The 23477-nt window shown below is 69.5% G+C and carries 21 protein-coding genes, 1 tRNA gene and 1 other RNA gene; 13 read left to right on the top strand and 10 right to left on the bottom strand.

Annotated features, from left to right (window positions below; genetic code table 11):
* Positions 1 to 75 precede the first annotated feature (75 nt).
* Positions 76 to 1122 (bottom strand): aspartate-semialdehyde dehydrogenase, encoded by a 1047-nt coding sequence (locus tag AWC02_RS14315; protein WP_085129422.1) that lies wholly within the window; start codon positions 1120 to 1122, stop codon positions 76 to 78.
* The gene (locus AWC02_RS14310; RefSeq protein WP_085129421.1) at positions 1123 to 2388 is read right to left on the bottom strand and encodes an aspartate kinase; all 1266 of its coding nucleotides are present in this window, start codon (positions 2386 to 2388) and stop codon (positions 1123 to 1125) included.
* Between the two features lie 276 nt (positions 2389 to 2664).
* Here AWC02_RS14310 and leuA point away from each other — a divergent pair, with 276 nt between their 5' ends.
* A complete protein-coding gene (leuA, locus tag AWC02_RS14305; protein WP_085129420.1) occupies positions 2665 to 4482 on the top strand; it encodes a 2-isopropylmalate synthase in 1818 nt (605 codons plus the stop codon).
* Between the two features lie 204 nt (positions 4483 to 4686).
* Here the strand turns inward: leuA and AWC02_RS14300 are convergent, their stop codons facing one another.
* Complete coding sequence (locus tag AWC02_RS14300) at positions 4687 to 5676, bottom strand: DEDDh family exonuclease (RefSeq protein WP_085129419.1); 990 nt, start codon at positions 5674 to 5676, stop codon at positions 4687 to 4689.
* 109 nt (positions 5677 to 5785) lie between these two features.
* On the opposite strand from AWC02_RS14300, the gene AWC02_RS14295 reads away from it, so the two are divergent.
* From AWC02_RS14295 to AWC02_RS14275, 5 genes are all read left to right on the top strand, one after another.
* Positions 5786 to 7012 (top strand): Mur ligase family protein, encoded by a 1227-nt coding sequence (locus AWC02_RS14295; RefSeq protein ID WP_085129418.1) that lies wholly within the window; start codon positions 5786 to 5788, stop codon positions 7010 to 7012.
* Complete coding sequence (locus AWC02_RS14290; protein WP_085129417.1) at positions 7005 to 7730, top strand: type 1 glutamine amidotransferase; 726 nt, start codon at positions 7005 to 7007, stop codon at positions 7728 to 7730. The genes AWC02_RS14295 and AWC02_RS14290 overlap by 8 nt, the downstream gene beginning before the upstream one ends.
* A 52-nt stretch (positions 7731 to 7782) precedes the next feature.
* Positions 7783 to 9060, top strand: coding sequence for a PucR family transcriptional regulator (locus AWC02_RS14285; RefSeq protein WP_085129416.1), 1278 nt, complete (start codon positions 7783 to 7785; stop codon positions 9058 to 9060).
* A gap of 107 nt (positions 9061 to 9167) precedes the next feature.
* A complete protein-coding gene (locus AWC02_RS14280) occupies positions 9168 to 10391 on the top strand; it encodes an alkane 1-monooxygenase (protein WP_085129415.1) in 1224 nt (407 codons plus the stop codon).
* A gap of 52 nt (positions 10392 to 10443) precedes the next feature.
* On the top strand, positions 10444 to 10629 hold the full coding sequence (locus AWC02_RS14275; RefSeq protein WP_046316088.1) for a rubredoxin: 186 nt from the start codon (positions 10444 to 10446) through the stop codon (positions 10627 to 10629).
* An 18-nt stretch (positions 10630 to 10647) separates the two neighbouring features.
* On the opposite strand, the gene recR is transcribed toward AWC02_RS14275, so the two are convergent.
* Both recR and AWC02_RS14265 read right to left on the bottom strand, forming a co-directional pair.
* Entirely contained in the window at positions 10648 to 11259 is a 612-nt protein-coding gene (recR, locus tag AWC02_RS14270; protein ID WP_046316084.1) for a recombination mediator RecR, read from the bottom strand.
* Positions 11260 to 11595, bottom strand: coding sequence for a YbaB/EbfC family nucleoid-associated protein (locus tag AWC02_RS14265; RefSeq protein ID WP_085129414.1), 336 nt, complete (start codon positions 11593 to 11595; stop codon positions 11260 to 11262).
* 117 nt (positions 11596 to 11712) lie between these two features.
* On the opposite strand from AWC02_RS14265, the gene AWC02_RS14260 reads away from it, so the two are divergent.
* The 3 genes from AWC02_RS14260 to AWC02_RS14250 are packed head-to-tail and all read left to right on the top strand — an operon-like array spanning position 11713 to position 15211.
* Positions 11713 to 12477 carry an Rv3717 family N-acetylmuramoyl-L-alanine amidase gene (locus AWC02_RS14260; RefSeq protein ID WP_085129413.1) on the top strand — a complete coding sequence of 255 codons (765 nt, stop codon included), beginning with the start codon at positions 11713 to 11715 and terminating at the stop codon, positions 12475 to 12477.
* 53 nt (positions 12478 to 12530) lie between these two features.
* Positions 12531 to 13910, top strand: coding sequence for an FAD-binding oxidoreductase (locus AWC02_RS14255; protein ID WP_085129412.1), 1380 nt, complete (start codon positions 12531 to 12533; stop codon positions 13908 to 13910).
* Positions 13907 to 15211: a class I SAM-dependent methyltransferase gene (locus AWC02_RS14250; RefSeq protein ID WP_085129411.1), complete on the top strand. Its 1305-nt coding sequence runs from the start codon at positions 13907 to 13909 to the stop codon at positions 15209 to 15211. The genes AWC02_RS14255 and AWC02_RS14250 overlap by 4 nt, the downstream gene beginning before the upstream one ends.
* A 69-nt stretch (positions 15212 to 15280) precedes the next feature.
* On the opposite strand, the gene AWC02_RS14245 is transcribed toward AWC02_RS14250, so the two are convergent.
* Positions 15281 to 16501: an FAD-dependent oxidoreductase gene (locus AWC02_RS14245; protein ID WP_085129410.1), complete on the bottom strand. Its 1221-nt coding sequence runs from the start codon at positions 16499 to 16501 to the stop codon at positions 15281 to 15283.
* Between the two features lie 166 nt (positions 16502 to 16667).
* Here AWC02_RS14245 and AWC02_RS14240 point away from each other — a divergent pair, with 166 nt between their 5' ends.
* Positions 16668 to 17954 carry a class I SAM-dependent methyltransferase gene (locus AWC02_RS14240; protein WP_085129409.1) on the top strand — a complete coding sequence of 429 codons (1287 nt, stop codon included), beginning with the start codon at positions 16668 to 16670 and terminating at the stop codon, positions 17952 to 17954.
* Between the two features lies 1 nt (position 17955).
* On the opposite strand, the gene AWC02_RS14235 is transcribed toward AWC02_RS14240, so the two are convergent.
* The 4 genes from AWC02_RS14235 to ffs all read right to left on the bottom strand — a co-directional run bounded on the left by AWC02_RS14235 (position 17956) and on the right by ffs (position 22048).
* Complete coding sequence (locus AWC02_RS14235; protein WP_085129408.1) at positions 17956 to 19887, bottom strand: DNA polymerase III subunits gamma/tau; 1932 nt, start codon at positions 19885 to 19887, stop codon at positions 17956 to 17958.
* A 54-nt stretch (positions 19888 to 19941) separates the two neighbouring features.
* Complete coding sequence (locus AWC02_RS14230; RefSeq protein ID WP_085129407.1) at positions 19942 to 20553, bottom strand: CHAP domain-containing protein; 612 nt, start codon at positions 20551 to 20553, stop codon at positions 19942 to 19944.
* 95 nt (positions 20554 to 20648) lie between these two features.
* The gene (locus AWC02_RS14225; RefSeq protein ID WP_085129406.1) at positions 20649 to 21923 is read right to left on the bottom strand and encodes an aspartate aminotransferase type Ic; all 1275 of its coding nucleotides are present in this window, start codon (positions 21921 to 21923) and stop codon (positions 20649 to 20651) included.
* 30 nt (positions 21924 to 21953) lie between these two features.
* An RNA gene (ffs, locus tag AWC02_RS14220) (signal recognition particle sRNA small type) lies at positions 21954 to 22048 on the bottom strand.
* Positions 22049 to 22195: 147 nt separating this feature from the next.
* Between ffs and AWC02_RS14215 the strand changes: the two genes are divergently transcribed.
* From AWC02_RS14215 to AWC02_RS14205, 3 genes are all read left to right on the top strand, one after another.
* Positions 22196 to 22281: transfer RNA gene (locus tag AWC02_RS14215), tRNA-Ser, on the top strand.
* 81 nt (positions 22282 to 22362) lie between these two features.
* The gene (gene lucA / locus AWC02_RS14210; protein ID WP_085129405.1) at positions 22363 to 23067 is read left to right on the top strand and encodes a lipid uptake coordinator LucA; all 705 of its coding nucleotides are present in this window, start codon (positions 22363 to 22365) and stop codon (positions 23065 to 23067) included.
* Between the two features lie 30 nt (positions 23068 to 23097).
* Positions 23098 to 23460 (top strand): DUF4226 domain-containing protein, encoded by a 363-nt coding sequence (locus AWC02_RS14205; RefSeq protein WP_085129404.1) that lies wholly within the window; start codon positions 23098 to 23100, stop codon positions 23458 to 23460.
* Positions 23461 to 23477: the final 17 nt, after the last annotated feature.

The following is a 23477-nucleotide window of genomic DNA, read 5'->3' as shown; positions in this document are numbered from 1 at the left end:
CGAGCGTGTATTCAGCCCGAAAAATCCTGGAGAATTTCGGGCTGAGTACACGTTCGGCGCCTGGGGGGAGCCGCGTTAGGAGCCTGAAGCCTCAGCCAGCAGCTCGGCGATCTGAATCGTGTTGAGCGCCGCGCCCTTACGTAAGTTGTCGCCGGAGACGAACAGGGCCAGGCCCCGCCCGTCGGGAGCACCCGGGTCGACCCGGATCCGGCCCACCAGCGAGTCGTCGGCGCCCGCGGCGGCCAACGGGGTCGGCACGTCGGTCACCGTCACACCCGGAGCCTGCGCCAGCAGCTCAGCGGCGCGCTGCGGCGACAGCGGCCGGGCGAACTCGGCGTTGATCGACAGCGAGTGGCCGGTGAACACCGGTACCCGGACACAGGTGCCGCTGACCAAAAGCTCGGGGATACCGAGGATCTTGCGGCTCTCGTAGCGCAGCTTCTGGTCCTCGTCGGTCTCGCCCGAGCCGTCGTCGACCAGTGAACCCGCCAGCGCCACCACGTTGAACGCGATGGGGGCGACGTACTTGTTCGGTGCCGGGAAATCGACCGCGCCACCGTCGTGCACCAGCTGCTCGGCGCCGTCGAGCACCGCCCGGACCTGGGTCGCCAGCTCCTGCACGCCAGCCAACCCGCTGCCCGAGACCGCCTGGTAGGTGGAGACGATCAACCGGGTCAGGCCGGCCTCCTCATGCAGCGGCTTGAGCACCGGCATCGCCGCCATCGTGGTGCAGTTCGGGTTGGCGATGATGCCCTTGGGCAACGTCTTGCCGCGCACGTCCCGGTCGAAGTTCACCTCCGAGACCACCAGCGGTACCTCGGGGTCCTTGCGCCACGCCGACGAGTTGTCGATCACCGTGACACCGGCGGCGGCGAACCGCGGCGCCTGCACCCGCGACATGGTCGCCCCGGCGGAGAACAGCGCGATGTCCAGCCCGGCCGGGTCGGCGGTCTCGGCGTCCTCGACCTCGATCTCGGCGCCGCGGAATGCCAGCTTGCGTCCGGCCGAGCGCGCCGAAGCGAAGAACCGCACCTCTTCGGCCGGGAAGTTGCGCTCCTCCAGCAGGGCGCGCATCACCTGGCCGACCTGGCCGGTGGCACCGACCACACCGATGGCAACCATTTAGCGCCCCGTCCCGCCGTAGACGGTGGCCGCCTCGTCGCTGCCGAGCGCGAACGCCTCGTGCAGGGCGACGACGGCCTTGTCCAGATCGTCCTCGGCGCACAGCACCGAGATCCGGATCTCGGAGGTGGAGATCAAGTCGATGTTGACCCCGTTGTCGGCCAGCGTCTCGCAGAACGTGGCCGTCACACCCGGGTGGCTGCGCATCCCGGCGCCGATCAGCGACACCTTGCCCACCTTGGCGTCGTAGAGCACCTCGGCGAAGCCGATCTCGCTCTTGAGCGACTCCAGCTTGGCCACCGCGGCCGGGCCGTTGTCGCGGGGGCAGGTGAAGGTGATGTCGGTCTTGCCGTCCTCGACCTTGGAGACGTTCTGCAGCACCATGTCGATGTTGATGTCGGCGTCGGCGACGGCCCGGAAGATCTTGGCGGCGTAGCCGGGCAGGTCGGGGATGCCGACCACGGTCACCTTGGCTTCGCTGCGGTCGTGCGCGACTCCGGTCAGGATGGCGTCTTCCATGGGGATGTCCTTGATCGATCCGGAAACGATGGTGCCGGGCTTGTCCGAGTAGGAGGACCGGACGTGGATGGGCAGGTGGTAGCGGCGGGCGTATTCCACGCAGCGCAGCATGAGCACCTTGGCGCCGCAGGCGGCGAGTTCGAGCATCTCCTCGAAGGTGACGGTGTCCAGGCGCTTGGCGTTGGGCACGATGCGCGGGTCGGCGCTGAAGATGCCGTCGACATCGGTGTAGATCTCGCAGACATCGGCGTGCAGCGCCGCGGCCAGGGCCACCGCGGTGGTGTCCGAGCCGCCGCGGCCCAACGTGGTGACGTCCTTGGTGTCCTGGCTGACGCCCTGGAAGCCGGCGACCAGCACCACCTGGTCCTCGCCGAGGGCGGCCTGCAGCCGGCCCGGTGTGACGTCGATGATCTTGGCCTTGCCGTGGGCCCCGGTGGTGATGACGCCGGCCTGCGAGCCGGTGAAGGAACGCGCGTTGCAGCCCAGCTCCTCGACGGCCATGGCCACCAGCGCATTGGAGATCCGCTCCCCGGCGGTCAGCAACATGTCCAGCTCACGGGCCGGCGGCGCGGAGCAGACCTGCTGCGCCAGGTCCAGCAGGTCGTCGGTGGTGTCGCCCATCGCCGAACAGACCACCACGACCTCGTTGCCGGCCCTTTTGGTCTCGACGATGCGCTCGGCGACCCGACGAACCCGGTCGGCGTCGGCCACCGACGATCCGCCGTATTTCTGCACGACGAGCGCCACGGTCGTCCTTTCCGCCGATTTGACTGATCGGGCCTCTATAACCTCAACAAGGATAGGGGAAGCATTTCGCCCGTTCACTCGGCCTCCGGAGCGGCATCGTGCGAGGACATCGCGCCGGGGCCATGCCATCGGCGTGTAAACTCTTCGACGTGCTGCGCGCGCTCCTGCTCGGACGCCGCGACGGGGTCTGACCAGGACCGGCTTCCCGTCGCGGGTTTCGCCGATGCGCCGGTCTGAGTCTTTTTGGACAAGCCCTCACAAGCCGGAGCGAAAATCGTGACTACCTATTCCAGCCCCTCGAGCCCGGACGCCTTCACGTCCGCGCGCGCCATCACCCAACCCGCGGGGCCGCGCGCCCCCGGCCAGCCCGTCTGGAACCCCCAGCGCGGTTCGGCCATGCCCGTCAACCGCTATCGCAGCTTCGCCGACGAGGTCGAGGCGATCACCCTGGCAGACCGCACTTGGCCCGACCGGGTCATCGATCGCGCGCCGCTGTGGTGTGCGGTCGACCTGCGCGACGGTAACCAGGCCCTGATCGACCCGATGAGTCCGGCCCGCAAACGCCGGATGTTCGACCTGCTGGTCGCCATGGGCTACAAGGAGATCGAGGTCGGCTTCCCGTCGGCCAGCCAGACCGACTTCGACTTCGTCCGCGAGATCATCGAGACCGGCGCGGTACCCGACGACGTCACCCTGCAGGTGCTGACCCAGTGCCGCGACGAGCTCATCGAGCGCACCTTCGAGGCCTGCGCGGGCGCGAAGAACGTGATCGTGCACTTCTACAACTCGACGTCGGTCCTGCAACGCCGGGTGGTGTTCCGCGCCGACCAGGCCGCGGTGCAGGCCATCGCGGTGGCCGGGGCGCGCAAGTGCCTGGAGGAAGCCGCCAAGTATCCCGACACCCGGTGGCGCTACGAGTACTCGCCGGAGTCCTACACCGGCACCGAACTCGAATACGCCAAGGCGGTCTGTGACGCGGTGGGCGATGTGATCGAGCCGACGCCGGACAACCCGATCATCTTCAACCTGCCGGCAACGGTGGAGATGGCCACGCCCAACGTCTACGCCGACTCGATCGAGTGGATGAGCCGCAACCTCAAGCGCCGGGACAGCGTGATCCTGAGCCTGCACCCGCACAACGACCGCGGCACCGCCGTGGCCGCCGCGGAGCTGGGTTACCAGGCCGGCGCCGACCGGATCGAGGGCTGCCTGTTCGGCAACGGCGAACGCACCGGCAACGTCTGCCTGGTGACGCTGGGCCTGAACATGTTCTCCCGCGGCGTCGACCCGCAGATCGACTTCTCCAACATCGACGAGATCCGCCGCACGGTCGAGTACTGCAACCAGCTGGGCGTGCCCGAGCGCCACCCCTACGGAGGCGACCTGGTCTACACGGCGTTCTCCGGCAGCCACCAGGACGCCATCAACAAGGGCCTGGACCAGATGAAGATCGACGCCGACGCCGCGGACTCCGACGTCGACGACATGCTGTGGCAGGTGCCCTACCTGCCGATCGACCCCCGCGACGTGGGCCGCACCTACGAGGCGGTGATCCGGGTCAACTCGCAGTCCGGCAAGGGCGGCGTGGCGTATGTGATGAAGACCGATCACGGGCTGGTGCTGCCGCGCCGGCTGCAGATCGAGTTCTCCAAGGTGATCCAGCAACTGACCGACGGGGAGGGCGGCGAGGTCACCCCCAAACAGATGTGGGACGCCTTCGCCGAGGAGTACCTCAACCCGATCCGGCCGCTGGAGCGGATGCACCAGAAGCTGACCGCCGCCGAGACCGACGACGGTATCGACCGCATCGAAGCCGTGGTCAAGGTCGACGGCGAGGAGACCACCATCACCGGGGCGGGCAATGGCCCGCTGGCCGCGTTCGTCGACGCGCTGAGTCATGTCGGCGTGGTCGTGCACGTGCTGGACTACTCCGAGCACGCGATGAGTGCCGGCGAGGAAGCCCAGGCCGCGGCCTACGTGGAGGCGCGGGTCGGCGACAACACCGTCTGGGGCGTCGGGATCGCACCGTCGATCACCACCGCGTCGCTGCGGGCGGTGGTCTCCGCGGTGAACCGGGCGGCCCGGCTCGGCTGAAGTTCCCCAACAGTTCCCCAGCGCCACATCCGCCCCATGGGCAACCGCGGATCGGCTGGGTGACCTGCGCCCACCTCTGAGCGACAACGGCCGCCACGGCGGTGGTTGTCGGGGTTGTCGCTCAGAGGCGGGCACACGCATTACGCCCGCCCAGCGCTGACAGTCGAGGCAGAAGCGGCTGCAGTGACGGACGAGGAAGTTGCGTCAGAACAGCGAAATCTGCTCACCGGCCGCACCGGCGTCGACGAACTCCTCGATGCCGGTGCCGTCAACCACCCGCTCGACGCAGGCCATGAAGTCGCGGTCGGAGACCGTCGGCACACCCAGCTCGCGCGCCAGGTAGCCCTTGCCCTGCTCGGGCCGCTCCTCGTTGCAGATCACCAGCGAGGTGTGGGCATCGACGACGTCGCTGTAGGCCAGGCCGGCGTGCAGGATGCGTTCCACGAGTTCCTCGTGCGTGCGGGTGCACTCCGCCGACAGCGCCACCCGCATGCCCTGCACCAGCGGGCGCCCCCGCACATAGCGGCCCGGGTTGAGGTACGCACACGGCATCCGCGAGGCCAGGGCCTTCAGCGGCCGCAGTTCGTCGTGGGTGATCCGGCCGTTGGGCCAGCGGCGGCGGCTCACCGGCCGCACCGGCAGCCACACGTCGCGTTCCCGGGCCCGCTGCAGCGCGGGCTGGAGCACCCCGGCCAGCACCCGGGCGTCATCGAGTGCGTCATGCGCCCGGGTCGCGACCACGCCCCAGTGCGCGGCCAGCGTCTGCAACCGCAGGTTGGGCAGACCCAGGTCCAGCCGGCGGGCCAGCTCCAAAGTGCACATCACCGAGTCGACGGGCAGTTCTGCACCGGCCATCTCGGCTTCGGCCGCCAGGAACGTGTAGTCGAACGTCACGTTGTGGGCCACCAGAGTGCGCCCCGGCAGCAGCGCGGCGACCTCGTCGACGACGTCGGCGAATCGTGGCTGCCCCGCCAGCATCTCGGCGGTCAGCCCGTGCACGTGGGTGGGGCCCGGGTCGGTACCGGGATTCACCAGATGCGACACCGAATGTTCCACCCGGCCCTGCGGGTCGAGCACCAGCGCGGCGAGGCTGAGCACCCGGGCCTGCCCGGGCCGAAAGCCCGATGTCTCGACGTCGACGACCACCCAACCGTCGCCGGTTTCGCGGGCCGGGCGGCCCCACCGAGCACTCATGTGACGAGGATGGCATGACGGGGAGTCCCAGACGGGGTGCCGCCGCCCGTGTCGCCGCTCGAACTGCCCGGCGCACGCCCCGGGCTTGCCGCCACCCTAAAATCAGGCCATGATCACCGCCCGCGGACGCATGGCGCTGGCCGCCGGGGCGAGTGCCCGGTGGGCGTCGCGGGTGACCGGGCGCGGGGCCGGCGCGATGATCGGCGGACTGGTCGCCATGACCCTGGACCGCTCGATCCTGCGTCAGCTCGGGACGGGGCGGCGCACCGCCATCGTCACCGGCACCAACGGCAAGTCCACCACCACCCGCATGCTGGCCGCTGCCCTGCAGGATCTGGGCGCGGTGGCCACCAATGCCGAGGGCGCCAACATGGACGCCGGGCTGGTGGCGGCGCTGGCCGCCGACCGGGGCGCGCAACTGGCGGCGCTCGAAGTCGACGAGATGCATGTCCCGCACGTCGCCGACGCGGTGTCACCGGCCGTGGTGGTGCTGCTCAACCTGTCGCGGGACCAGCTGGACCGCGTCGGCGAGATCAACGCCGTGGAACGCGCCCTGCGCATGGGACTGGCGCGTCACCCGCAGACCGTGGTGGTCGCCAACTGCGACGACGTCCTGATGACCTCGGCCGCCTACGACTGCCCCAACGTGGTCTGGGTCTCCGCACGCGCCGGCTGGTCCGGCGACTCGGTCAGCTGCCCGCGCAGCGGCGAGGTGATCGATCGCCTCGAGGAGCACTGGCGCTCGACGGGCAGCGAATTCAGCCGCCCCACCCCGCAGTGGTGGTTCGACGACGACTCCCTGTACGGACCGGACGGCCTGGTGCTGCCCATGCATCTGGCGCTGCCCGGCACCGTCAACCGCGGCAACGCCGCCCAGGCCGTCGCGGCGGCGGTGGCGCTGGGCGCCGATCCCGCCAAAGCGGTGGCGGCGGTGTCCGCGGTCGACGAGGTGGCCGGCCGCTACCGCAGCATCCAGGTGGGCGACCACACCGTGCGGATGCTGCTGGCCAAGAACCCGGCCGGTTGGCAGGAAGCCCTGTCGATGGTCGACAAGCATGCTGCCGGGGTGGTGATCGCCGTCAACGGGCAGGTGCCCGACGGCGAAGACCTCTCGTGGCTGTGGGACGTCCGGTTCGAACACTTCGAGGGTGTCCACGTGGTGGCCGCCGGTGAGCGCGGCACCGATCTGGCGGTGCGGCTCGGCTATGCCGGGGTGGCGCACACGCTGGTGCACGACACCCTGGCGGCGATCGCATCCTGCCCACCCGGGCCGGTCGAGGTAGTCGCCAACTACACCGCGTTCCTGCAACTGCAGCGGAGGCTGGGCAATGGCTGACAGCGCGATCAGCACCGTGCGGATCGGGCTGGTGCTGCCCGACGTGATGGGCACCTACGGCGACGGCGGCAACGCCGTGGTGCTGCGGCAGCGACTGCTGCTGCGCGGCATCCCCGCCGAGATCGTCGAGATCACCCTGGCCGAGCCGGTGCCCGAATCCTTGGACCTCTACACCCTGGGCGGCGCCGAGGACTACGCGCAGCGGCTGGCCACCCGGCATCTGATCACCCACCCGGGGTTGCAGCGCGCGGCCGCACGCGGCGCGCCCGTGCTGGCGATCTGCGCAGCCATCCAGGTGCTCGGGCACTGGTATGAGACCTCGGCCGGGGAGCGGGTCGACGGGGTCGGGCTGCTCGACGTGACCACCTCGCCGCAGGAGTCGCGCAGCATCGGCGAAGTGGTGGCCACCCCGCTGCTGGCGGGGTTGAGCGCGCCGCTGACCGGGTTCGAGAACCACCGTGGCGGCACCGTGTTGGGACCGGACGCCGCGCCGCTCAGTGCGGTCACCAAGGGCGCCGGCAACCGGGACGGCGACGGCTACGACGGCGCGGTGCAGGGCAGCGTCGTGGCCACCTATCTGCACGGCCCGTGCCTGGCCCGTAACCCCGAGCTGGCGGATCTGCTGCTGTCGAAGGTGGTCGGCGACCTGCCCGCCCTGGAGCTGCCGGAAGTGAACCTGCTGCGCCGGGAGCGGCTGGCCGCACCCCGGCGGGCCTGAGCCGCGTCGCCCGGCGCGTTGCAATCGCCGAGCCGGCGACTACGGTCTGGCTATGGCCGCTCCCACCGACGACGCGAACGTCGCCGAGGCCGCGATCGCCATCTCGCAGCGCCTCTACGATCGCCTGGCCGAGACGATCGCGGTGATCGAGGATCTGGTTGCCAAGCAGTCGCCGGACCTGACCAGCGACTCGTCGCTGCTGCAACTGCTGCATGAGACCGTCGCAGCCAATGTCGAGGCGTACTTCTCGGCGATCCGCCACAACATCCCGGTCACCGAGATCGCGGCTCCCGCAGTCGCTCTGGAGCATGCCCGCCGGCTGGCCCAGCGCGGGGTGCCGGTCAACGCCTTGGTGCGCGGCTACCGGCTGGGCCACTCGGTGGCGCTGCAGTTGGTGCTGGCGGAGATCCGTGCCGCCGAGCTGGACCCCGATCTGAGCCTGAGCGTCCTCGGCAGCATGTCGACGCTGATGTTCGGCTACGTCGACGAGATGTCCCAACAGGTGTCCGCCGTCTACCAGGCCGAGCGGGAGCGCTGGCTGGAGAGCCGAAACGCGGTGCGCGCGTTGCGGGTCCGCGAAATCCTTGCCGACGAGAGCCTCGACGTCGACGCCATGACCACCGCGATCCGCTACCCGCTGCGACGCACCCATGTGGGGGTGGTGGTGTGGTATCCCGACTCCGCCGGCGACCGGCTGGCGGCAGCGGAGAGTTTCGTCAAGCAACTGGCCGACTCACTGCCGGTGCGCGGGGCGCCGCTGTTCGTTCCGGCCGACAGCGCATGCGGATGGGCCTGGCTTCCGCTGCCGTCGGCGGCCGAAACCGATGTGGTGGAACAGATCCGGGCCTGCGCGCTCGCCGCGGACGACGAGCCCTGGGTGACCATCGGTGATCCGCTCGCCGGTGTCGAGGGTTTCCGTCGCTCACACCAGCAGGCGATGGCGGCGCACCGGCTGGCGGTCGCCGCCGGCGAACCCGCCGCTCGCGTCAGCGCGGCCGGTGACCCCGGACTGTCGGCTGCGGCGCTGCTCGGCGGCGACAATCTGGCGGGCGCGCGGGCGTGGGTCGGCGAGGTGCTCGGCCCGCTGGCCTGCGCGACCGAGGCCGACGGCCGGCTGCGCGAGACGCTGCGGGTGTTCCTGCGGACCGGGTCCAGCTTCAAAGCGGCCGGCGAACAGCTTCACCTGCATGTCAACACGGTGAAGTACCGGGTGCAGCGGGCGGTGGAGCGACGCGGGCGCCCGATCGCCGAGGACCGTCTCGACGTCGAGATCGCCCTGCTGCTGTGCCAGTGGTACGGCGCTGCCGTGTTGTCCTCTGCGGACATATAGCCCGCCGAATTCCGGCTGCACGGGACGAGCGGCGCGGCCACGGCCCCCTCTAACGTCAGGGCATCCACCGGTGCGGTGGCGTGACCCAGACGAAAGGGTGAACCGCGGTGAGTACCGACGTGGCCGGCGAGCCGGCGATCTGGCAGGACAAGAAGCGTCACCTGTGGCTGTTGGGCCTGATCGCGCCCACCATGCTGTTCACCGTGCTGCCGCTGGTGTGGGCGATGAACCAGGCCGGCTGGCAGATCGCGTCGCAGATCCTGCTGTGGGTCGGGCCGTTCCTGATCTACGTGCTGCTTCCGACGCTGGACCTCTGGATCGGCGCCGACGGGCAGAACCCGCCGGATGAGGTGATGGCGGCGCTGGAGGAGGACAAGTACTACCGCTACGCCACCTACGCCTACATCCCCTTCCAGTACGCCACCGCCATCTTCGGCGCCTACCTGTTCACCGCCTCCGACCTGGGTTGGCTGGGCTACGACGGCTCGCTGGGCTGGCTGGGCAAGATCGGGGTGGCGTTCACCGCGGCGACGGTGGCCGGGGTGGGCATCAACACCGCCCACGAGCTGGGCCATAAGCGCGAGAAGCTCGAGCGCTGGCTGGCCAAGATCACCTTGGCCCAGGTCTGCTACGGGCACTTCTACGTCGAGCACAACCGCGGCCATCACGTCCGGGTGGCCACCCCGGAAGACCCCGCGTCGGCGCGCTTCGGCGAGTCGTTCTGGGAGTTCCTGCCGCGCACCGTCGTCGGCGGTATCCGCTCGGCGTGGCAGCTGGAGGCGCAACGCATCCGCCGGACCGGCAAGAACCCGTGGAACCCCCGGACCTGGCCGGACAACGACGTGGTCAACGCGTTGGCGATGTCGGTGGTGTTCTGGGGCGTCATGGTCGCGGTGTTCGGCGTCGCCCTGCTGCCCTATGTCGCGATCAACGCGGTCTACGGAGCCTCGCTGCTGGAGTCGGTGAACTACCTGGAGCACTACGGGCTGGTGCGGCAGAAGCGGGACAACGGCCGCTACGAGCGCTGCACACCGCAGCACAGCTGGAACTCCGACCACATCGTCACCAACCTGTTCCTCTACCACCTGCAGCGGCACAGCGATCACCACGCCAATCCGACCCGGCGCTACCAGACGCTGCGCAGTTTCGACGACTCGCCGAACCTGCCGGCCGGCTACGGAGCCCTGATCGGGGTGACGTACTTCCCGCCGCTGTGGCGCAGGCTGATGGACCACCGGGTGCTCGCGCACTACGACGGCGACATCACCCGGGTCAACATCTCGCCGCGCCGCCGGGAAGAGATCCTGGCCCGCTACCAGACAGTCCCCTGATGGCCGCATACCAGTGCCCGGGCTGCGGGTACGAATCGACGGGAGCGAACCTATGACCGACTACAAGCTGTTCCGGTGCCTGCAGTGCGGATTCGAATACGACGAGGCGCTGGGCTGGCCGGAGGACGGCATCGACCCCGGCACCCGCTGGGCCGACATCCCCGAGGACTGGAGCTGCCCGGACTGCGGTGCGGCCAAGGCCGATTTCGAGATGGTGGAAGTGGCCCGTCCCCGGTAGCGGCGAGCGGCCGGGACGTCAGGCCATCGCGCGCCGGCCGGTAAAGGCCCGGCCCAGCGTCAACTCGTCGGCGAATTCCAGGTCACCGCCCATTGGCAGCCCGGACGCCAGACGCGTCACGGCCAAACCGGGGATGTCGCGCAGCACCCGCACCAGGTAGGTGGCGGTGGCCTCGCCCTCGGTGTTGGGGTCGGTGGCGATGATCACCTCGCTGACGTCCACCCCGTCGATCCGCTCGCCGACCCGATTCAGCAGCTCACGCACCCGCAGCTGCTCAGGGCCGATGCCGGAGAGCGGGTCCAGCGCACCGCCGAGCACGTGGTAGCGGCCCCGGAACTCCCGGGTGCGCTCGATGGCCGCCACGTCCTTGGGTTCCTCGACGACACAGATCTGGGCGAAGTCACGGCGCGGATCCCCGCAGATCCGGCACCGCTGCGCATCGGCGACATTGCCGCACACCTCGCAGAACTGCACGCCATCGCGGACCTTGGTCAGCACCGCGGTCAGCCGATCGATCTCCGGGGGCTCCACCGACAACAGGTGAAAGGCGATCCGCTGGGCGCTCTTGGGGCCGATGCCCGGCAGCTTGCCCAGCTCGTCGATCAGGTCCTGAACCGGACCCTCGAACACCTAGACCCCCGGCATGCCGAGCGCGCCGCCCATGCCGCCGGCCAACGGCGACAGCCGCTGCTGGGCCAGCGTGTGCGCCTTCTTCGAGGCGTCGGCGAGCGCACCCACGATCAGGTCCTGCAGCGTCTCGATGTCGTCCGGGTCGACGACCTTCGGGTCGATCTGCACCGCGAGCACCTCGCCGCTGCCGTTGGAAGTGACTTTGACCAGGCCGCCGCCGGCTTCTCCGTGCACCTCGGTGGCGGCCAGCTCCTGCTGCGCCTGCAGCAGTCGCTGCTGCATCTGCTGAGCCTGGGCCAGCAGCGCCGACATGTCGGGCGGGCCTCCTGGTTGCATGACACTCCTTGCGTTGTGGTGAGCTCGGTCTCGACCGGGTTGCGGCTTGGTCTCAGCTGGAGAGACCCGCTGCGTGTGAGAAACCCAGCGTAGTCGGCCCCAGCCTACGTTGGCGGTGTGCGCGTACCAGTTCTTGTCCGTGTCGGTATCGCGATCACCGCCGGCGTGGTGGTGGCCGCCGCGGTACCGAGCGCCCCGCTGACCTCGGCCGCTCCCGGCAGCATCGCCGGGATGATCGTGTTCCTCGACCCCGGACACAGCGGTGGGGGCGACCCCGCGGCCCTGGCCCGCCAGGTGCCCAACGGCCGGGGCGGCACCAAGAACTGTCAGACCAGCGGCACCGCCACCAATTCCGGCTACCCCGAGCACAGCTTCGCCTGGGACACCACGCTGCGGATCCGGCAGGCACTCACCGGTCTGGGGGTTCGCACCGCGATGTCGCGCGGCGACGACACCGGTCCGGCTCCCTGCATCGATGCGCGCGCCGCGATGGCCAACTCCCTGCATCCCAACGCCATCGTGTCCATCCACGCCGACGGCGGGGCGCCCAGCGGCCGCGGTTTCCACGTCAACTACTCCGCACCGCCGCTCAACCCGGCCCAGGAGGGCCCGGCGGTACGGTTCGCGCAGGTGATGCGGGGGCAGTTGCAGGCCGCCGGCATCCCCCCGGCCAACTACATCGGCTCCGACGGTCTCAAAGGGCGAGCCGACCTGGCCGGGCTGAACCTGGCCGAGTACCCGTCGATCCTGGTGGAGCTCGGCAACATGAAAAACGCTGCCGACGCCGCCCTGATGGAAAGCCCGGCGGGCCGGCAGCGTTACGCCGACGCCGTCGCGCGGGGCGTCGCCAGCTTTCTGAGCAGCCAAACGCTGCTTCCCTGACCCGCGGCGGTGCTACGTGCACATCTGCCGATCCGCCGTTAGCGTGGAAAGTGATGTCCGTTCGGCCGGCCGATACACCGACATCCCACACGCGGGGGGTGCAACGCCTGCTGGACAGCTACCGGAACATCCCCGCTGACGCAGCGGTCCGGCTGGCCAAGCCCACCTCCAACCTTTTTCGGGCGCGCGCCAAGCGCCAGGGGCCCGGCCTGGACACCTCCGGGCTGGTCAGCGTCATCGCCGTCGACGCGGAGAACCGGACTGCCGATGTCGACGGCATGTGCACCTATGAAGATCTGGTCGCCGCCACCCTCCCCTACGGCCTGGCCCCGCTGGTGGTCCCGCAACTGAAGACGATCACGGTGGGCGGCGCGGTCAGCGGCCTGGGAATCGAGTCGGCATCGTTTCGCAACGGCCTCCCTCACGAGTCGGTGCTGGAGATGGACGTGCTGACCGGAGCGGGCGAACTGCTCACGGTGTCGCGCGGGCAGCATGAGGATCTGTTCCACGCGTTTCCCAATTCCTACGGGACCCTGGGGTATTCGACCCGCCTGCGCATCGAGCTGGAAGCCGTCAAGCCCTTCGTCGCCCTGCGGCACATCCGCTTCGACTCCCTGGACGAGCTGGTGTCGACGATGGACCGCATCATCGACACCGGCGGGCTGGAGGGCGTCCCGGTGGACTACCTCGACGGAGTGGTCTTCAGCCCGCGGGAGAGCTACCTGTGTGTCGGTATCCAGACCGACTCCCCCGGCGCGGTCAGCGACTACACCGGCCAGCAGATCTACTACCGCTCGATCCGGCATGGCCGCGGCATCAAAGACGACCGGCTGACCATTCACGACTACCTCTGGCGCTGGGACACCGACTGGTTCTGGTGCTCGCGGGCGTTCGGGGCCCAACGCCCCCTGATACGCCGGTGGTGGCCGCGGCGCTACCGGCGCAGCAGCGTCTACTCGAAGCTGATCGCCTACGACCAGCGGTTCTCCATCGCCGACCGGATCGAAAAGCGGCATAACCGCCCACCGCGGGAGCGCGTGGTGCAAGACATCGAAGTCCCCCTGGAACGCTGTGGGGAATTCCTCGACTGGTTCTTGGCTCACGTGCCGATCGAGCCGGTGTGGTTGTGCCCGCTGCGGTTGCGCGGCGACGAACAGTGGCCGCTGTACCCGATCCGGCCCAACCGCACCTATGTCAACGTCGGATTCTGGTCGTCGGTCCCGGCGGGTGCCACCGAAGGCGCCACCAACCGCCTCATCGAGGCCAAGGTGAGTGAACTCGACGGCCACAAGTCGCTGTATTCCGACGCCTACTACACCCCCAGCGAGTTCGACGAGCTCTACGGCGGGGAGACCTACCGGGCGATCAAGCAGACCTACGACCCCGACTCCCGGCTCCTGGACCTCTACGCCAAGGCGGTGCGACGACGATGACGATCGAAAGCGAACAGCTGCGCATTGCGACCGGCCGACTGAACCTCGCCCAGGTTCTGGAGACCCTGACCACCGACAACCACCTGCCGCTGCGCTTCACCGCCTACGACGGCAGCAGCACCGGACCCGACGACGCACCCCTCGGCCTGGAGCTGTTGACCCCGCGCGGCACCACCTACCTGGCCACGGCTCCAGGCGATCTGGGGATGGCCCGCGCCTATGTCTCCGGCGACTTGGGCGTGCACGGGGTGCACCCGGGCGATCCCTACCTGTTGCTCAAGGCGCTGGCCGACGAGCTGCACTTCAAACGGCCCTCGCCGCGTGTGCTGGCCAACATCGTGCGCTCGATCGGCATCGAGCACCTGGTGCCGATCGCCCCGCCACCCCAAGAGGCCCTCCCCCGTTGGCGGCGCATCGCAGAAGGTTTGCGGCACAGCAAATCCCGCGATGCCGAGGCCATTCACCATCACTACGACGTGTCCAACGACTTCTACGAGTGGGTGCTGGGACCGTCGATGACCTACACCTGTGCCGTCTACCCCCACCCGGAGGCGACCCTGGAGCTGGCCCAGGAGAACAAGTACCGGCTGGTCTTCGACAAGCTGCGGTTGTCCGCCGGTGACACCCTGCTCGACGTGGGATGCGGCTGGGGCGGCATGGTGCGCTACGCGGCCCGGCAAGGAGTGCGCGCCATCGGCGCCACCCTCTCGGCGGAGCAGGCGCGATGGGCCCAGCGCGCGATCGCCGACGAGGGATTGTCCGAGCTGGCCGAGGTGCGGCACTGCGACTACCGCGATGTCGGCGAGTCCGGTTTCGACGCGGTCTCCTCGATCGGCATGACCGAGCACATCGGCGTCGCCAACTATCCCGCATATTTCGGCTTCCTGAAGTCCAAGCTGCGTCGCGGGGGGCTGCTGCTGAATCACTGCATCACGCGGGCCGACAACAAGTCCACTGCGACGGCAGGCTATTTCATCGACCGCTACGTTTTCCCCGATGGGGAACTGGCCGGGTCCGGCCGCATCATCAGCGAGATCCAGGACGCCGGCATGGAAGTGCTGCACAACGAGAACCTGCGCAACCACTACGAGCTGACCCTGCGCGATTGGTGCGCGAATCTGGTGGCGCACTGGGATGACGCCGTCGCCGAGGTCGGGTTGGCCACCGCCAAGGTGTGGGGCCTGTACATGGCCGGCTCCCGGCTTGGCTTCGAACACAACGCGATTCAGTTGCACCACGTGCTGGCGGCCAACGGGGCCGGTGCGCAGAATCTGCCGCTGCGGCCGTGGTGGCAGCCCTAGCGGGTCGCCGCAATCAGGCCCTGCGGCGATCGCAAGCGCGGCGAAGCCGGGCGCCGCGGGTCGCCGCGATCAGGCCCTGCGGCGCGCGAAATCCGGGGCGCGTTCGGGGCGCACCCCCACGCCCACCAGATAGGCCGGAACAGCCGCCAGCCACGGCAATGCGGCCAAGACGGCGCCCGCGGCCGCCGGCGGGCGCAGATCCTCACCCCGCAGGATCGGGTTCAGCGCCCGGTGGGCCACCCGCTGAATCGACTGGGTGACGACGGTGGGAAATTCCCGGCGGCGTTGCACGGCGGCGAGGTCACGCCGACTCACCCGGCCTTGCCGTAGCGGTTCGGCCAGAATCCGCGCCGCGGCCACCGCGTCCTGCACCGCCAGGTTGATGCCGACACCGCCGACCGGGGACATGGCATGCGCGGCATCACCGATACACAGCAGTCCATCGATGCTCCAATGCCGCAGCCGGTTGACCCGCACGTCGAGGTGTTTGACGTCGTCGAGGCTGCGCAGCGCCTCCACCGAGTCCGCGGCCTCGGGAATGAGCTCGACCACCTCGCGCCGGAAGGCCTCGATGCCGCGCGCCCGCATGTCTGCGTCGGTACCCTTGCGCCCCAGGTAGGCGACCTGAAAGTAGTTGTCCCGCGGGATCATGATCGCGACCGCGCCCCGGGCGAGGCGGGGCAACAGGGTGGGTTGGGCGGCGGCGCGGGTGGGCAGGCGAAACCACCACACGTCGAAGTTCACCGGGAACTCCCGCGAGTGCAGGCCCGCTTCGTGCCGTGCGACCGACCAACGGCCGTCGCAGGCCACCGTGAGATCGGCGCGTAGTTCACCGGGTCCGTCGGCGCCTTGATAGCGGACCCCGGCGACCCGCCCGTTCTCGTGCAGCAGGCCGGTGACCTCGGTGCGCATGCGCAAGGTGAATGTCGGCTCGGTCTGGGCGGATTCGGCGAGCAGATTGAGCAGGTCCCACTGCGGCACCATCGCGATGTAGGGGTGCGGCTGGCGGCGCAACCGGCCGAAGTCGACCACGGTGGTGTCGCGTCCGCCGATGTCGAGCCGGACCTGGTGAATCTCGCTGTGCGCCAACGTCGAAAAGCGCTCCCAGAGGCCGAGTTCGTCGAGGAGTCGCAGGGTGCTGGGGTGCACGGTATCGCCGCGGAAGTCGCGCAGGAAGTCGGAGTGCTTCTCCAGCAGCGTTACCCGCACGCCGGCTCGTGCCAGCAGCAGGCCCAGGACCATTCCGGCCGGCCCACCACCGACGATCGCGCATGTGGTGGTGTCAGTCACGCCAGCCCACGCTACCGGGCAGACAACAGCGGGCACGCCATACGGGTTCCTTCACGGTTCCGCGGCGGTCTTGCTCAGCGGATAGGCCGGCCCTAGGCTCTTTGGCAGGCGATGCCCACCGCGGAGGGGTGCGGGCCATTGTCGGTATCGCCGGGGGGATGCGGCGATGACGGTTACCCAGACGGACAGGCTCGGCTTGGCCGAGGTTTTGATGCTGCTCGCCGGCGGCGGGCAGCCACCGTTGCGGATCTCGGCCTATGACGGCAGCAGCGTCGGACCGCCGGATGCGACCCTGGGCGTGGAGCTGCTGACTCCGCGCGCCACCAACTATCTGGCCACCTCGTTGGGTCAACTCGGGATCGCCCGCGCCTACGTGGCGGGAGACCTGGAACTGCACGGGGTGCATCCGGGCAATCCGTATCCGGTGCTCAACGCCCTGACGGATCTGGAGTTCAAGCACCCGTCACCGCGGGACCTGGCCAATATCGTCCGGTCCATCGGGTTGAAGAACCTCAAGCCGATCGCGCCGCCGCCCGAGGAGGCGCCGCCCAAATGGCGCCGGGCAGCCGAGGGACTGCGGCACTCCAAGACCCGTGACGCCGACGCGATCCATCACCACTACGACGTCTCCAACACCTTCTACGAATGGGTGTTGGGTCCGTCGATGACTTACAGCTGCGCGATCTACCCGACGGCCGATGCCACCCTGGAGCAGGCCCAGGAGAACAAGTACCGGCTGATCTTCGAAAAGCTGCGCCTGCAGCCCGGTGATCGCCTGTTCGACGTGGGCTGCGGCTGGGGCGGCATGGTTCGTTATGCCGCCCGCCGGGGCGTCCACGCTCTGGGGGTCAGTCTGTCCGGCCAGCAGGTGGCGTGGGCGCAGCGCGCCATTGCCGACGAGGGCCTGTCGGAGTTGGCCGAGGTCCGCCACAGCGACTACCGCGATGTGCGCGAGACGGGCTTCGACGCCGTTTCGAGCATCGGGGTCAGCGAGCACATCGGAGTGAAGAACTACCGGACCTTCTTCGGCTGCCTCAAGTCGAAGCTGCGCACCGGAGGGCTGCTGCTCAACCAATGCGTGACACTGCCGGACAACTCGATCTACCGGGGCGACGCCTTCACCGACCGGTATGTCTTTCCCGACGGGGAGATCACCGGCTCGGGACGGGTGATCTCCGACATCCAGCAGACCGGACTCGAGGTGCTGCACGAAGAGGATTTCCGCCACCACTACGCGATGACACTGCGGCAGTGGAGCAGCAACCTGGTGTCGCACTGGGACGAGGCCGTCGCCCAGGTGGGGCTGGGCCGGGCCAAGGTGTGGGGACTGTACATGGCGGCGTCGGTGCTGTGCTTCGAGCGCAACCTGTTTCAGCTGCACCAGGTGCTGGCCAGCAATGTCGACGGCGACGGCGACGACGATCTGCCGCTGCGGCCCTGGTGGCAGCCCTAGATCACTCGCCGCGGATGGGGCGGGCGCCCAGCTCGTTCTGCAACAGCTCCAGCGCCACTTCTTCGGGATCGCGCCGCGGCGCGGCCTCCGAGCCCGCGGCGGCCTCGGCCAGCATGGCCTCCTCGTCGGCACGCCGCGCCGACTCCATGTCGACCTCGGCGGGCGCGGGCGCACGGCCCGCTTCCGGTGCCGGGCTACCGGCTTCGCACCGGACCCGCCAGTTCACCCCGAGGGCGTCCTTGAGTGCCTCGGTGATGACCTCGGCGTTGCGCTGTTCGCACAGCCGCCGGGCCAGCGGCGCGGACTCGTGGGTCAGCACCAGGGTGTTGCCGTCCACCGCGCGCACGGTCGCACCGGCCAGCATCACCTCGGTGGTGCGGCTGCGCTGACGCACCTTGTCGCGCACCGTGGTCCACATCGCGCGGACGGCCGCCACGTCCGGCTCGCCGGGAGTGGCTGCCGCCGCGGGTGCCGGCGCGGGTTCGGGAACGGGCCGCGGCGCGGGTGCGGGTTGCGGTTCGGCAACCGGTGCAGGCGCCGGTTCCGGTGCAGCGGGTGAGGCAACCGGTGCCGGCGGGGCTACTGGAGCGGGCGGGGCTGCCGGCGCGGTTACCGGGGCTGCCGGTACGGGCTCGGGTTCGGGCTCAGCGGCGCGGGAAGAGCGGCGGGTGAACTGCTTGGCCGCCGGCGCGGCTTCGGCAGCCGCCGGCGACGCGCCCGCGGGGGAGCCGGGCCGTGCCGGCGCCGCGGGAATCGACATGTCGAGGCGGCCCTCGATGCGTTCGATCCGTTGCAGCAGTGCGGCTTCGGTGTCCGACGCCGACGGCAACAGCAGCCGGGCGCACACCACCTCGAGCAGCAGCCGGGGCGCGGTCGCACCCCGCATCTCGCCGAGGCCGGCGTGCACCACCTCGGCATAGCGGGCCAGGGTGGCCGGGCCCAGCCGGGTGGCCTGCTCATGCATGCGTTCCAACATGTCTTCCGGCGCGTCCACCACACCCTTGGCCGCCGCGTCGGGGACGGCCTGCAGCACGATCAGGTCCCGGAACCGCTCCAGCAGGTCCACGGCGAAGCGGCGCGGGTCATGACCGGCGTCGACCACCGATTCCACCGCCCCGAACAGCGACGCGGCGTCCCCGGCCGCCAGGGCGTCGACCGCCTCGTCGATCAGGGCGACGTCGGTGGCGCCCAGCAGGCCCAGCGCCCGCTGGTAGTGGACGTGGCTGATGTCGGGGCTGTCGGGCATCGGCTCCGAACCGGCCAGCAGTTGGTCGAGCACCGACAAGGTGTCTCGCGGCGATCCCCCGCCGGCACGGATCACCAGGGGATAGACCGCGTCGTCGACCGCGACTCGCTCCTGGGCGCAGATCCGCCCGATCAACTCGCGCATGGTCCGCGGCGCCAGCAGCCGGAACGGGTAGTGGTGGGTGCGGGACCGGATGGTCGGCAGCACCTTCTCGGGCTCGGTGGTGGCGAAGATGAAGATCAGGTGGTCGGGCGGCTCCTCAACGATCTTGAGCAGCGCGTTGAAACCCGCGGTGGTCACCATGTGCGCTTCGTCGATGATGAAGATCCGGTAGCGCGACTGAGCCGGGGCGTAGAAGGCGCGGTCCCGCAGATCGCGGGTGTCGTCGACACCGCCGTGGCTTGCCGCGTCCAGTTCGACGACGTCGATGCTGCCGGGCCCGTTGGGGGCCAGCGCCACGCATGAGTCGCAGGTTCCGCACGGCGTCGGCGTGGGGCCCTCGGCACAGTTCAGCGACCGGGCCAGGATGCGCGCCGAGGACGTCTTGCCGCAGCCCCGAGGCCCCGAGAACAGGTAGGCGTGGTTGATCCGGCCCGCCGACAAGGCGGTGCACAGCGGGTCGGTGACGTGTTCCTGCCCCACCACTTCGGCGAAGGTTGCCGGCCGGTATTTGCGGTAGAGCGCCACGCCAGCAGGTTACTTGCTCGGGCCGACGGCGGTGCAGGCCCGGCAGGCACAGCGCTAGAGCTTCGGGCGCAGATAGCCCAACGTGTTGTACAGGGGGTTGTAATCGCGCCAGTTCAGCGTCACGAACAGCCGGCCGCCGGAGTTCTGTTCGGCCGCCTCATAGCTCAGCAGGGGGCCGCTGCCGCGGACATCGGTGACCACCGCGGCGTGCCCGTGCTCGCTGACATAGCCACCCGGGCCGTAGACGACGATGTCCCCGACCTGCGGCTCGTTGAGGCCGCCGGCGAACGGAACCTGGTCGAAGAACTGGGCCAGTCCGTTGGTGGGGAAATGTTCGTAGAGGTCGAAGGCGTTGCCGCTGGGGTCTCTGTTGCGCCACGAGGAGCCCACCGCGTGGATGTACTCCTGGACCAGCGGGTAGCACTGGCCGTCGCCGTACATCACCGGATGCCCCAGCCCGGCATCGGCGGCGGCACGCCGAAAGACGTCGAGCTCCTGGGCGGCCCGCGGCGGCATCGCCGACACGGCGGGGTCGGGGGCGATGTCCAGCGCCTGCGCGGAGGAGACGTCGAGCACGGGATCTGCCAGTACGGCGGGCGCCTGCGCGAGCGCGCTAAGACCTATCGCCAGCGCCGCGCAGCCGCAGACACCGAACTTGATCGCCATTCCTCGGGCCTCCACCGGACTCTCGACAGCCTCGCTGACACAACTTCGGAGAATGCTAGGCGGCGACACCGGCGTGGACGCCGGTTTCGACACGCTCAGCCCAACATGTGCTCGGCGGCGGCCAGCAGCGCGCAGGTGGCCAGACCGTCGACGGCATCGCGCAGGTCGTCGGTGGACGGGAACGACGGCGCGATCCGGATGTTCTTGTCCTCGGGGTCTTTGCGGTACGGGAAGGACGCCCCGGCCTCGGTGACCGCGATACCGGCGTCTTTGGCCAGCGCGACGGTGCGGCGTGCCGTGCCCGGCCAGACGTCCAGGCTGATGAAGTAGCCGCCCTTGGGGTCGGTCCACGACGCGATCTTGGCGTCGGCGAGGCGCCGCTGCAGAATCTCGGCGGCCATCGCGAACTTCGGGGCCAGGATCTCCTGGTGACGGCGCATGTGCACCCGGACGCCGTCGGCGTCGCCGAAGAACCGCAGGTGGCGAAGCTGGTTGACCTTGTCCGGTCCGATCGAACGCTTGCCGGCGTATTGCAGGTACCAGGCGATGTTGCCCAGTGAGCCGCCGAAGAAGCTGACACCGGCACCGGCGAAGGTGATCTTCGAGGTGGAGGCGAACACGTACGGCCGGTTGGGGTTTCCCGCGGCGGCGGCCAGGCCGAGCACATCGATCTGGTGCGGAAACTCGGTGGTCAGGGTGTGCACCGCGTACGCGTTGTCCCAGAACAGCCGGAAGTCGGGCGCGGCGGTCTGCATCTGCACCAGCCGGCGCACCGTCTCCCAGGAATAGGTGATGCCGGTCGGGTTGCCGAACACCGGCACCGTCCACATGCCCTTGATCGCCGGGTCGGCGGCGACGAGTTCCTCGATCAGGTCGACGTCTGGGCCGTCCTCGCGCATCGCCACGGGGATCATCTCGATGCCCAGCGTCTCGGTGATCGCGAAGTGCCGGTCATAACCGGGGACCGGGCACAAGAACTTCACGGCCGGCTCCTGGGCCCACGGACGCGGCGAGTCCACGCCCCCGTGCAGCATCGAGTACACGACCACGTCGTGCATGAACTCGAGGCTGGCGTTGTTGCCGGCGATCAGGTTGGGCACCGCGATGCCCAGCAGCTCGCCGAAAATGGCCCGCAGCTCGGGCAGGCCCTGCAGGCCGCCGTAGTTGCGGGTGTCGGTGCCGTCGTCGGTCCGGAAGTCGTCGGGGCCGGGCAGAGCCAGCAGCCCGTTGGCCAGGTCGAGCTGTTCCGGCGCCGGCTTGCCGCGGGTGAGGTCCAGGGAGAGCTTCTTGGCCTGCAGTTCGGCGTATTCCCGCTGGTAGCGCTCATGCTGCGCAGTCAGGTCGGCACGGTTGAGGGATTGCAGCGACACGGGTGCGCCTTTCAGCGTCGAAGGCCCGACATGAGGGGACCCCGCGCACCCGCCAGAGCCCATTGACCCTTGCTGCCTTCCGGCCCTGGGGGAGTTCACAGGATGGACGCCGCGCGGGGTCCGCCCGCAAGTCTAGCGGTGGTCGCGAGCGCGGCGAAGCCGGGCGCTGCGGGCCACCGCCATCGGGCACAGCGGTGGTCGCGAGCGCGGCGAAGCCGGGCGGATATGAGCAGCGTGCGGAGCTCGTCCGGGGTTCAGCTACCATTGCCGACGGAGGATTCGCCTAGTGGCCTATGGCGCTCGCCTGGAACGCGGGTTGGGTTAATAGCCCTCGCGGGTTCAAATCCCGCATCCTCCGCACCCGATTCAGGTGCGACCGGACCTCGGCTCCACGGTCCGGTCGCACCTGAATCACTAGCTGACGAACATGGGAGGTGGCGTGAGTCGTACCGTCGCCACGGTTTGGCACGCGTCACTCGCAACACTGGCCGCCATCCTCTACTTCCTGTTCGTGCTGCCCCGATGGTGGGAGCTGACCGGCTTCAGCCCGCACACGCTGGGCACCGTGATGCGGGTGCTCCTGGGCGTGCTGATCGGGGCGATGGCCCTGCCGGTGGCCGCCGTGTTGAAGCAGGCCCGCAAGCCGGAGTTCGGCACCCCGCAGCTGGCGCTGACTCTGCTGACCGGCTCGATCGTGGCGCACGCGGTGGCCGCCGTGTTGATCGCCGGCACCGCGGTCAGCGAGATCTGGCTGTCGCTGGATGACGCGGGCACGTGGTTGTTCGGCATCTACGGGGCCGCGGCCGCGATCGCCCTGCTGGGTATCGGCGCGTTCTACCTGGCGTTTGTCGCCGAGATGCCGCCGCCGCCACCGAAACCGATCAAGCCGAAGGCAGAAAAGCAGCGCAAGCGCCGGCGGGACAAGAAGGCCGACGCCGAGGCGGCCGAGGACTCAGACACCGACGAAGACACCGGCGACGACGAGACCGCTGACGCCGAGACCCCCGACGAGGCGGGCGACGAAACCGCCGACGCCGAAACCCCCGAGGACGAATCGGCGGGCGAGGAAGCACCTGAGACGGCCGCCGCCACGACTGACAAACCGCGCCCGTCCGGCAAGCGGCGGGCGAAAAAGGACAACTAAGTCCGATCCGGCCCGACTACCCTGAGCGCTATGGCCGAGAATCCCGGCAGCTCCGCGGATGCGGCACGCGCGCGCCACGACGCGCTCGCGCAGCAATTGGCGGCGTCGGCGGCGGCCGACCAGGAGCTTCAAACGCTGCTACGACAGGCCGTGCAGAGCAACGCCGATGCCCGGCAGCGTCTGGATGCCATCGAGGCCGAGGTCCGCGAATCGGCCGGCACCTGGCCGGGGCTGGACACACCCGCCGGATGCCGCCAATTCCAGCAGTTCCTGACCGCCAAGACGCGCGAGATTCACCGGGTGGTCTCCGACGCGGCGACCGACAACCAACACCGGGCTCAGCAGGCGCTGGCCCTGACGCGCCGCTACCAGGGGCTCAGCGCGAACCCGTGATGCCCGAGTCCGGGCCG

It is taken from the genome of Mycolicibacter engbaekii, assembly GCF_002101585.1.
Taxonomy (GTDB): domain Bacteria; phylum Actinomycetota; class Actinomycetes; order Mycobacteriales; family Mycobacteriaceae; genus Mycobacterium; species Mycobacterium engbaekii.
The sequence above is the reverse complement of the archived record's forward strand: the minus strand, read 5'-3'. Positions and strand labels throughout refer to the sequence as shown.

Excerpts from the sequence above, each read along its gene's own strand:
- AWC02_RS14265 (WP_085129414.1), bottom strand. The coding sequence starts at position 11,595 with ATGCAACCAGGAGGCCCGCCCGACATGTCGGCGCTGCTGGCCCAGGCT.
- AWC02_RS14205 (WP_085129404.1), top strand. The coding sequence starts at position 23,098 with ATGGCCGAGAATCCCGGCAGCTCCGCGGATGCGGCACGCGCGCGCCAC.
- AWC02_RS14295 (WP_085129418.1), top strand. The coding sequence starts at position 5,786 with ATGATCACCGCCCGCGGACGCATGGCGCTGGCCGCCGGGGCGAGTGCC.
- AWC02_RS14250 (WP_085129411.1), top strand. The coding sequence starts at position 13,907 with ATGACGATCGAAAGCGAACAGCTGCGCATTGCGACCGGCCGACTGAAC.
- AWC02_RS14285 (WP_085129416.1), top strand. The coding sequence starts at position 7,783 with ATGGCCGCTCCCACCGACGACGCGAACGTCGCCGAGGCCGCGATCGCC.
- AWC02_RS14315 (WP_085129422.1), bottom strand. The coding sequence starts at position 1,122 with ATGGTTGCCATCGGTGTGGTCGGTGCCACCGGCCAGGTCGGCCAGGTG.
- AWC02_RS14240 (WP_085129409.1), top strand. The coding sequence starts at position 16,668 with ATGACGGTTACCCAGACGGACAGGCTCGGCTTGGCCGAGGTTTTGATG.
- AWC02_RS14300 (WP_085129419.1), bottom strand. The coding sequence starts at position 5,676 with ATGAGTGCTCGGTGGGGCCGCCCGGCCCGCGAAACCGGCGACGGTTGG.
- AWC02_RS14275 (WP_046316088.1), top strand. The coding sequence starts at position 10,444 with ATGACCGACTACAAGCTGTTCCGGTGCCTGCAGTGCGGATTCGAATAC.
- AWC02_RS14230 (WP_085129407.1), bottom strand. The coding sequence starts at position 20,553 with ATGGCGATCAAGTTCGGTGTCTGCGGCTGCGCGGCGCTGGCGATAGGT.
- AWC02_RS14290 (WP_085129417.1), top strand. The coding sequence starts at position 7,005 with ATGGCTGACAGCGCGATCAGCACCGTGCGGATCGGGCTGGTGCTGCCC.
- AWC02_RS14255 (WP_085129412.1), top strand. The coding sequence starts at position 12,531 with ATGTCCGTTCGGCCGGCCGATACACCGACATCCCACACGCGGGGGGTG.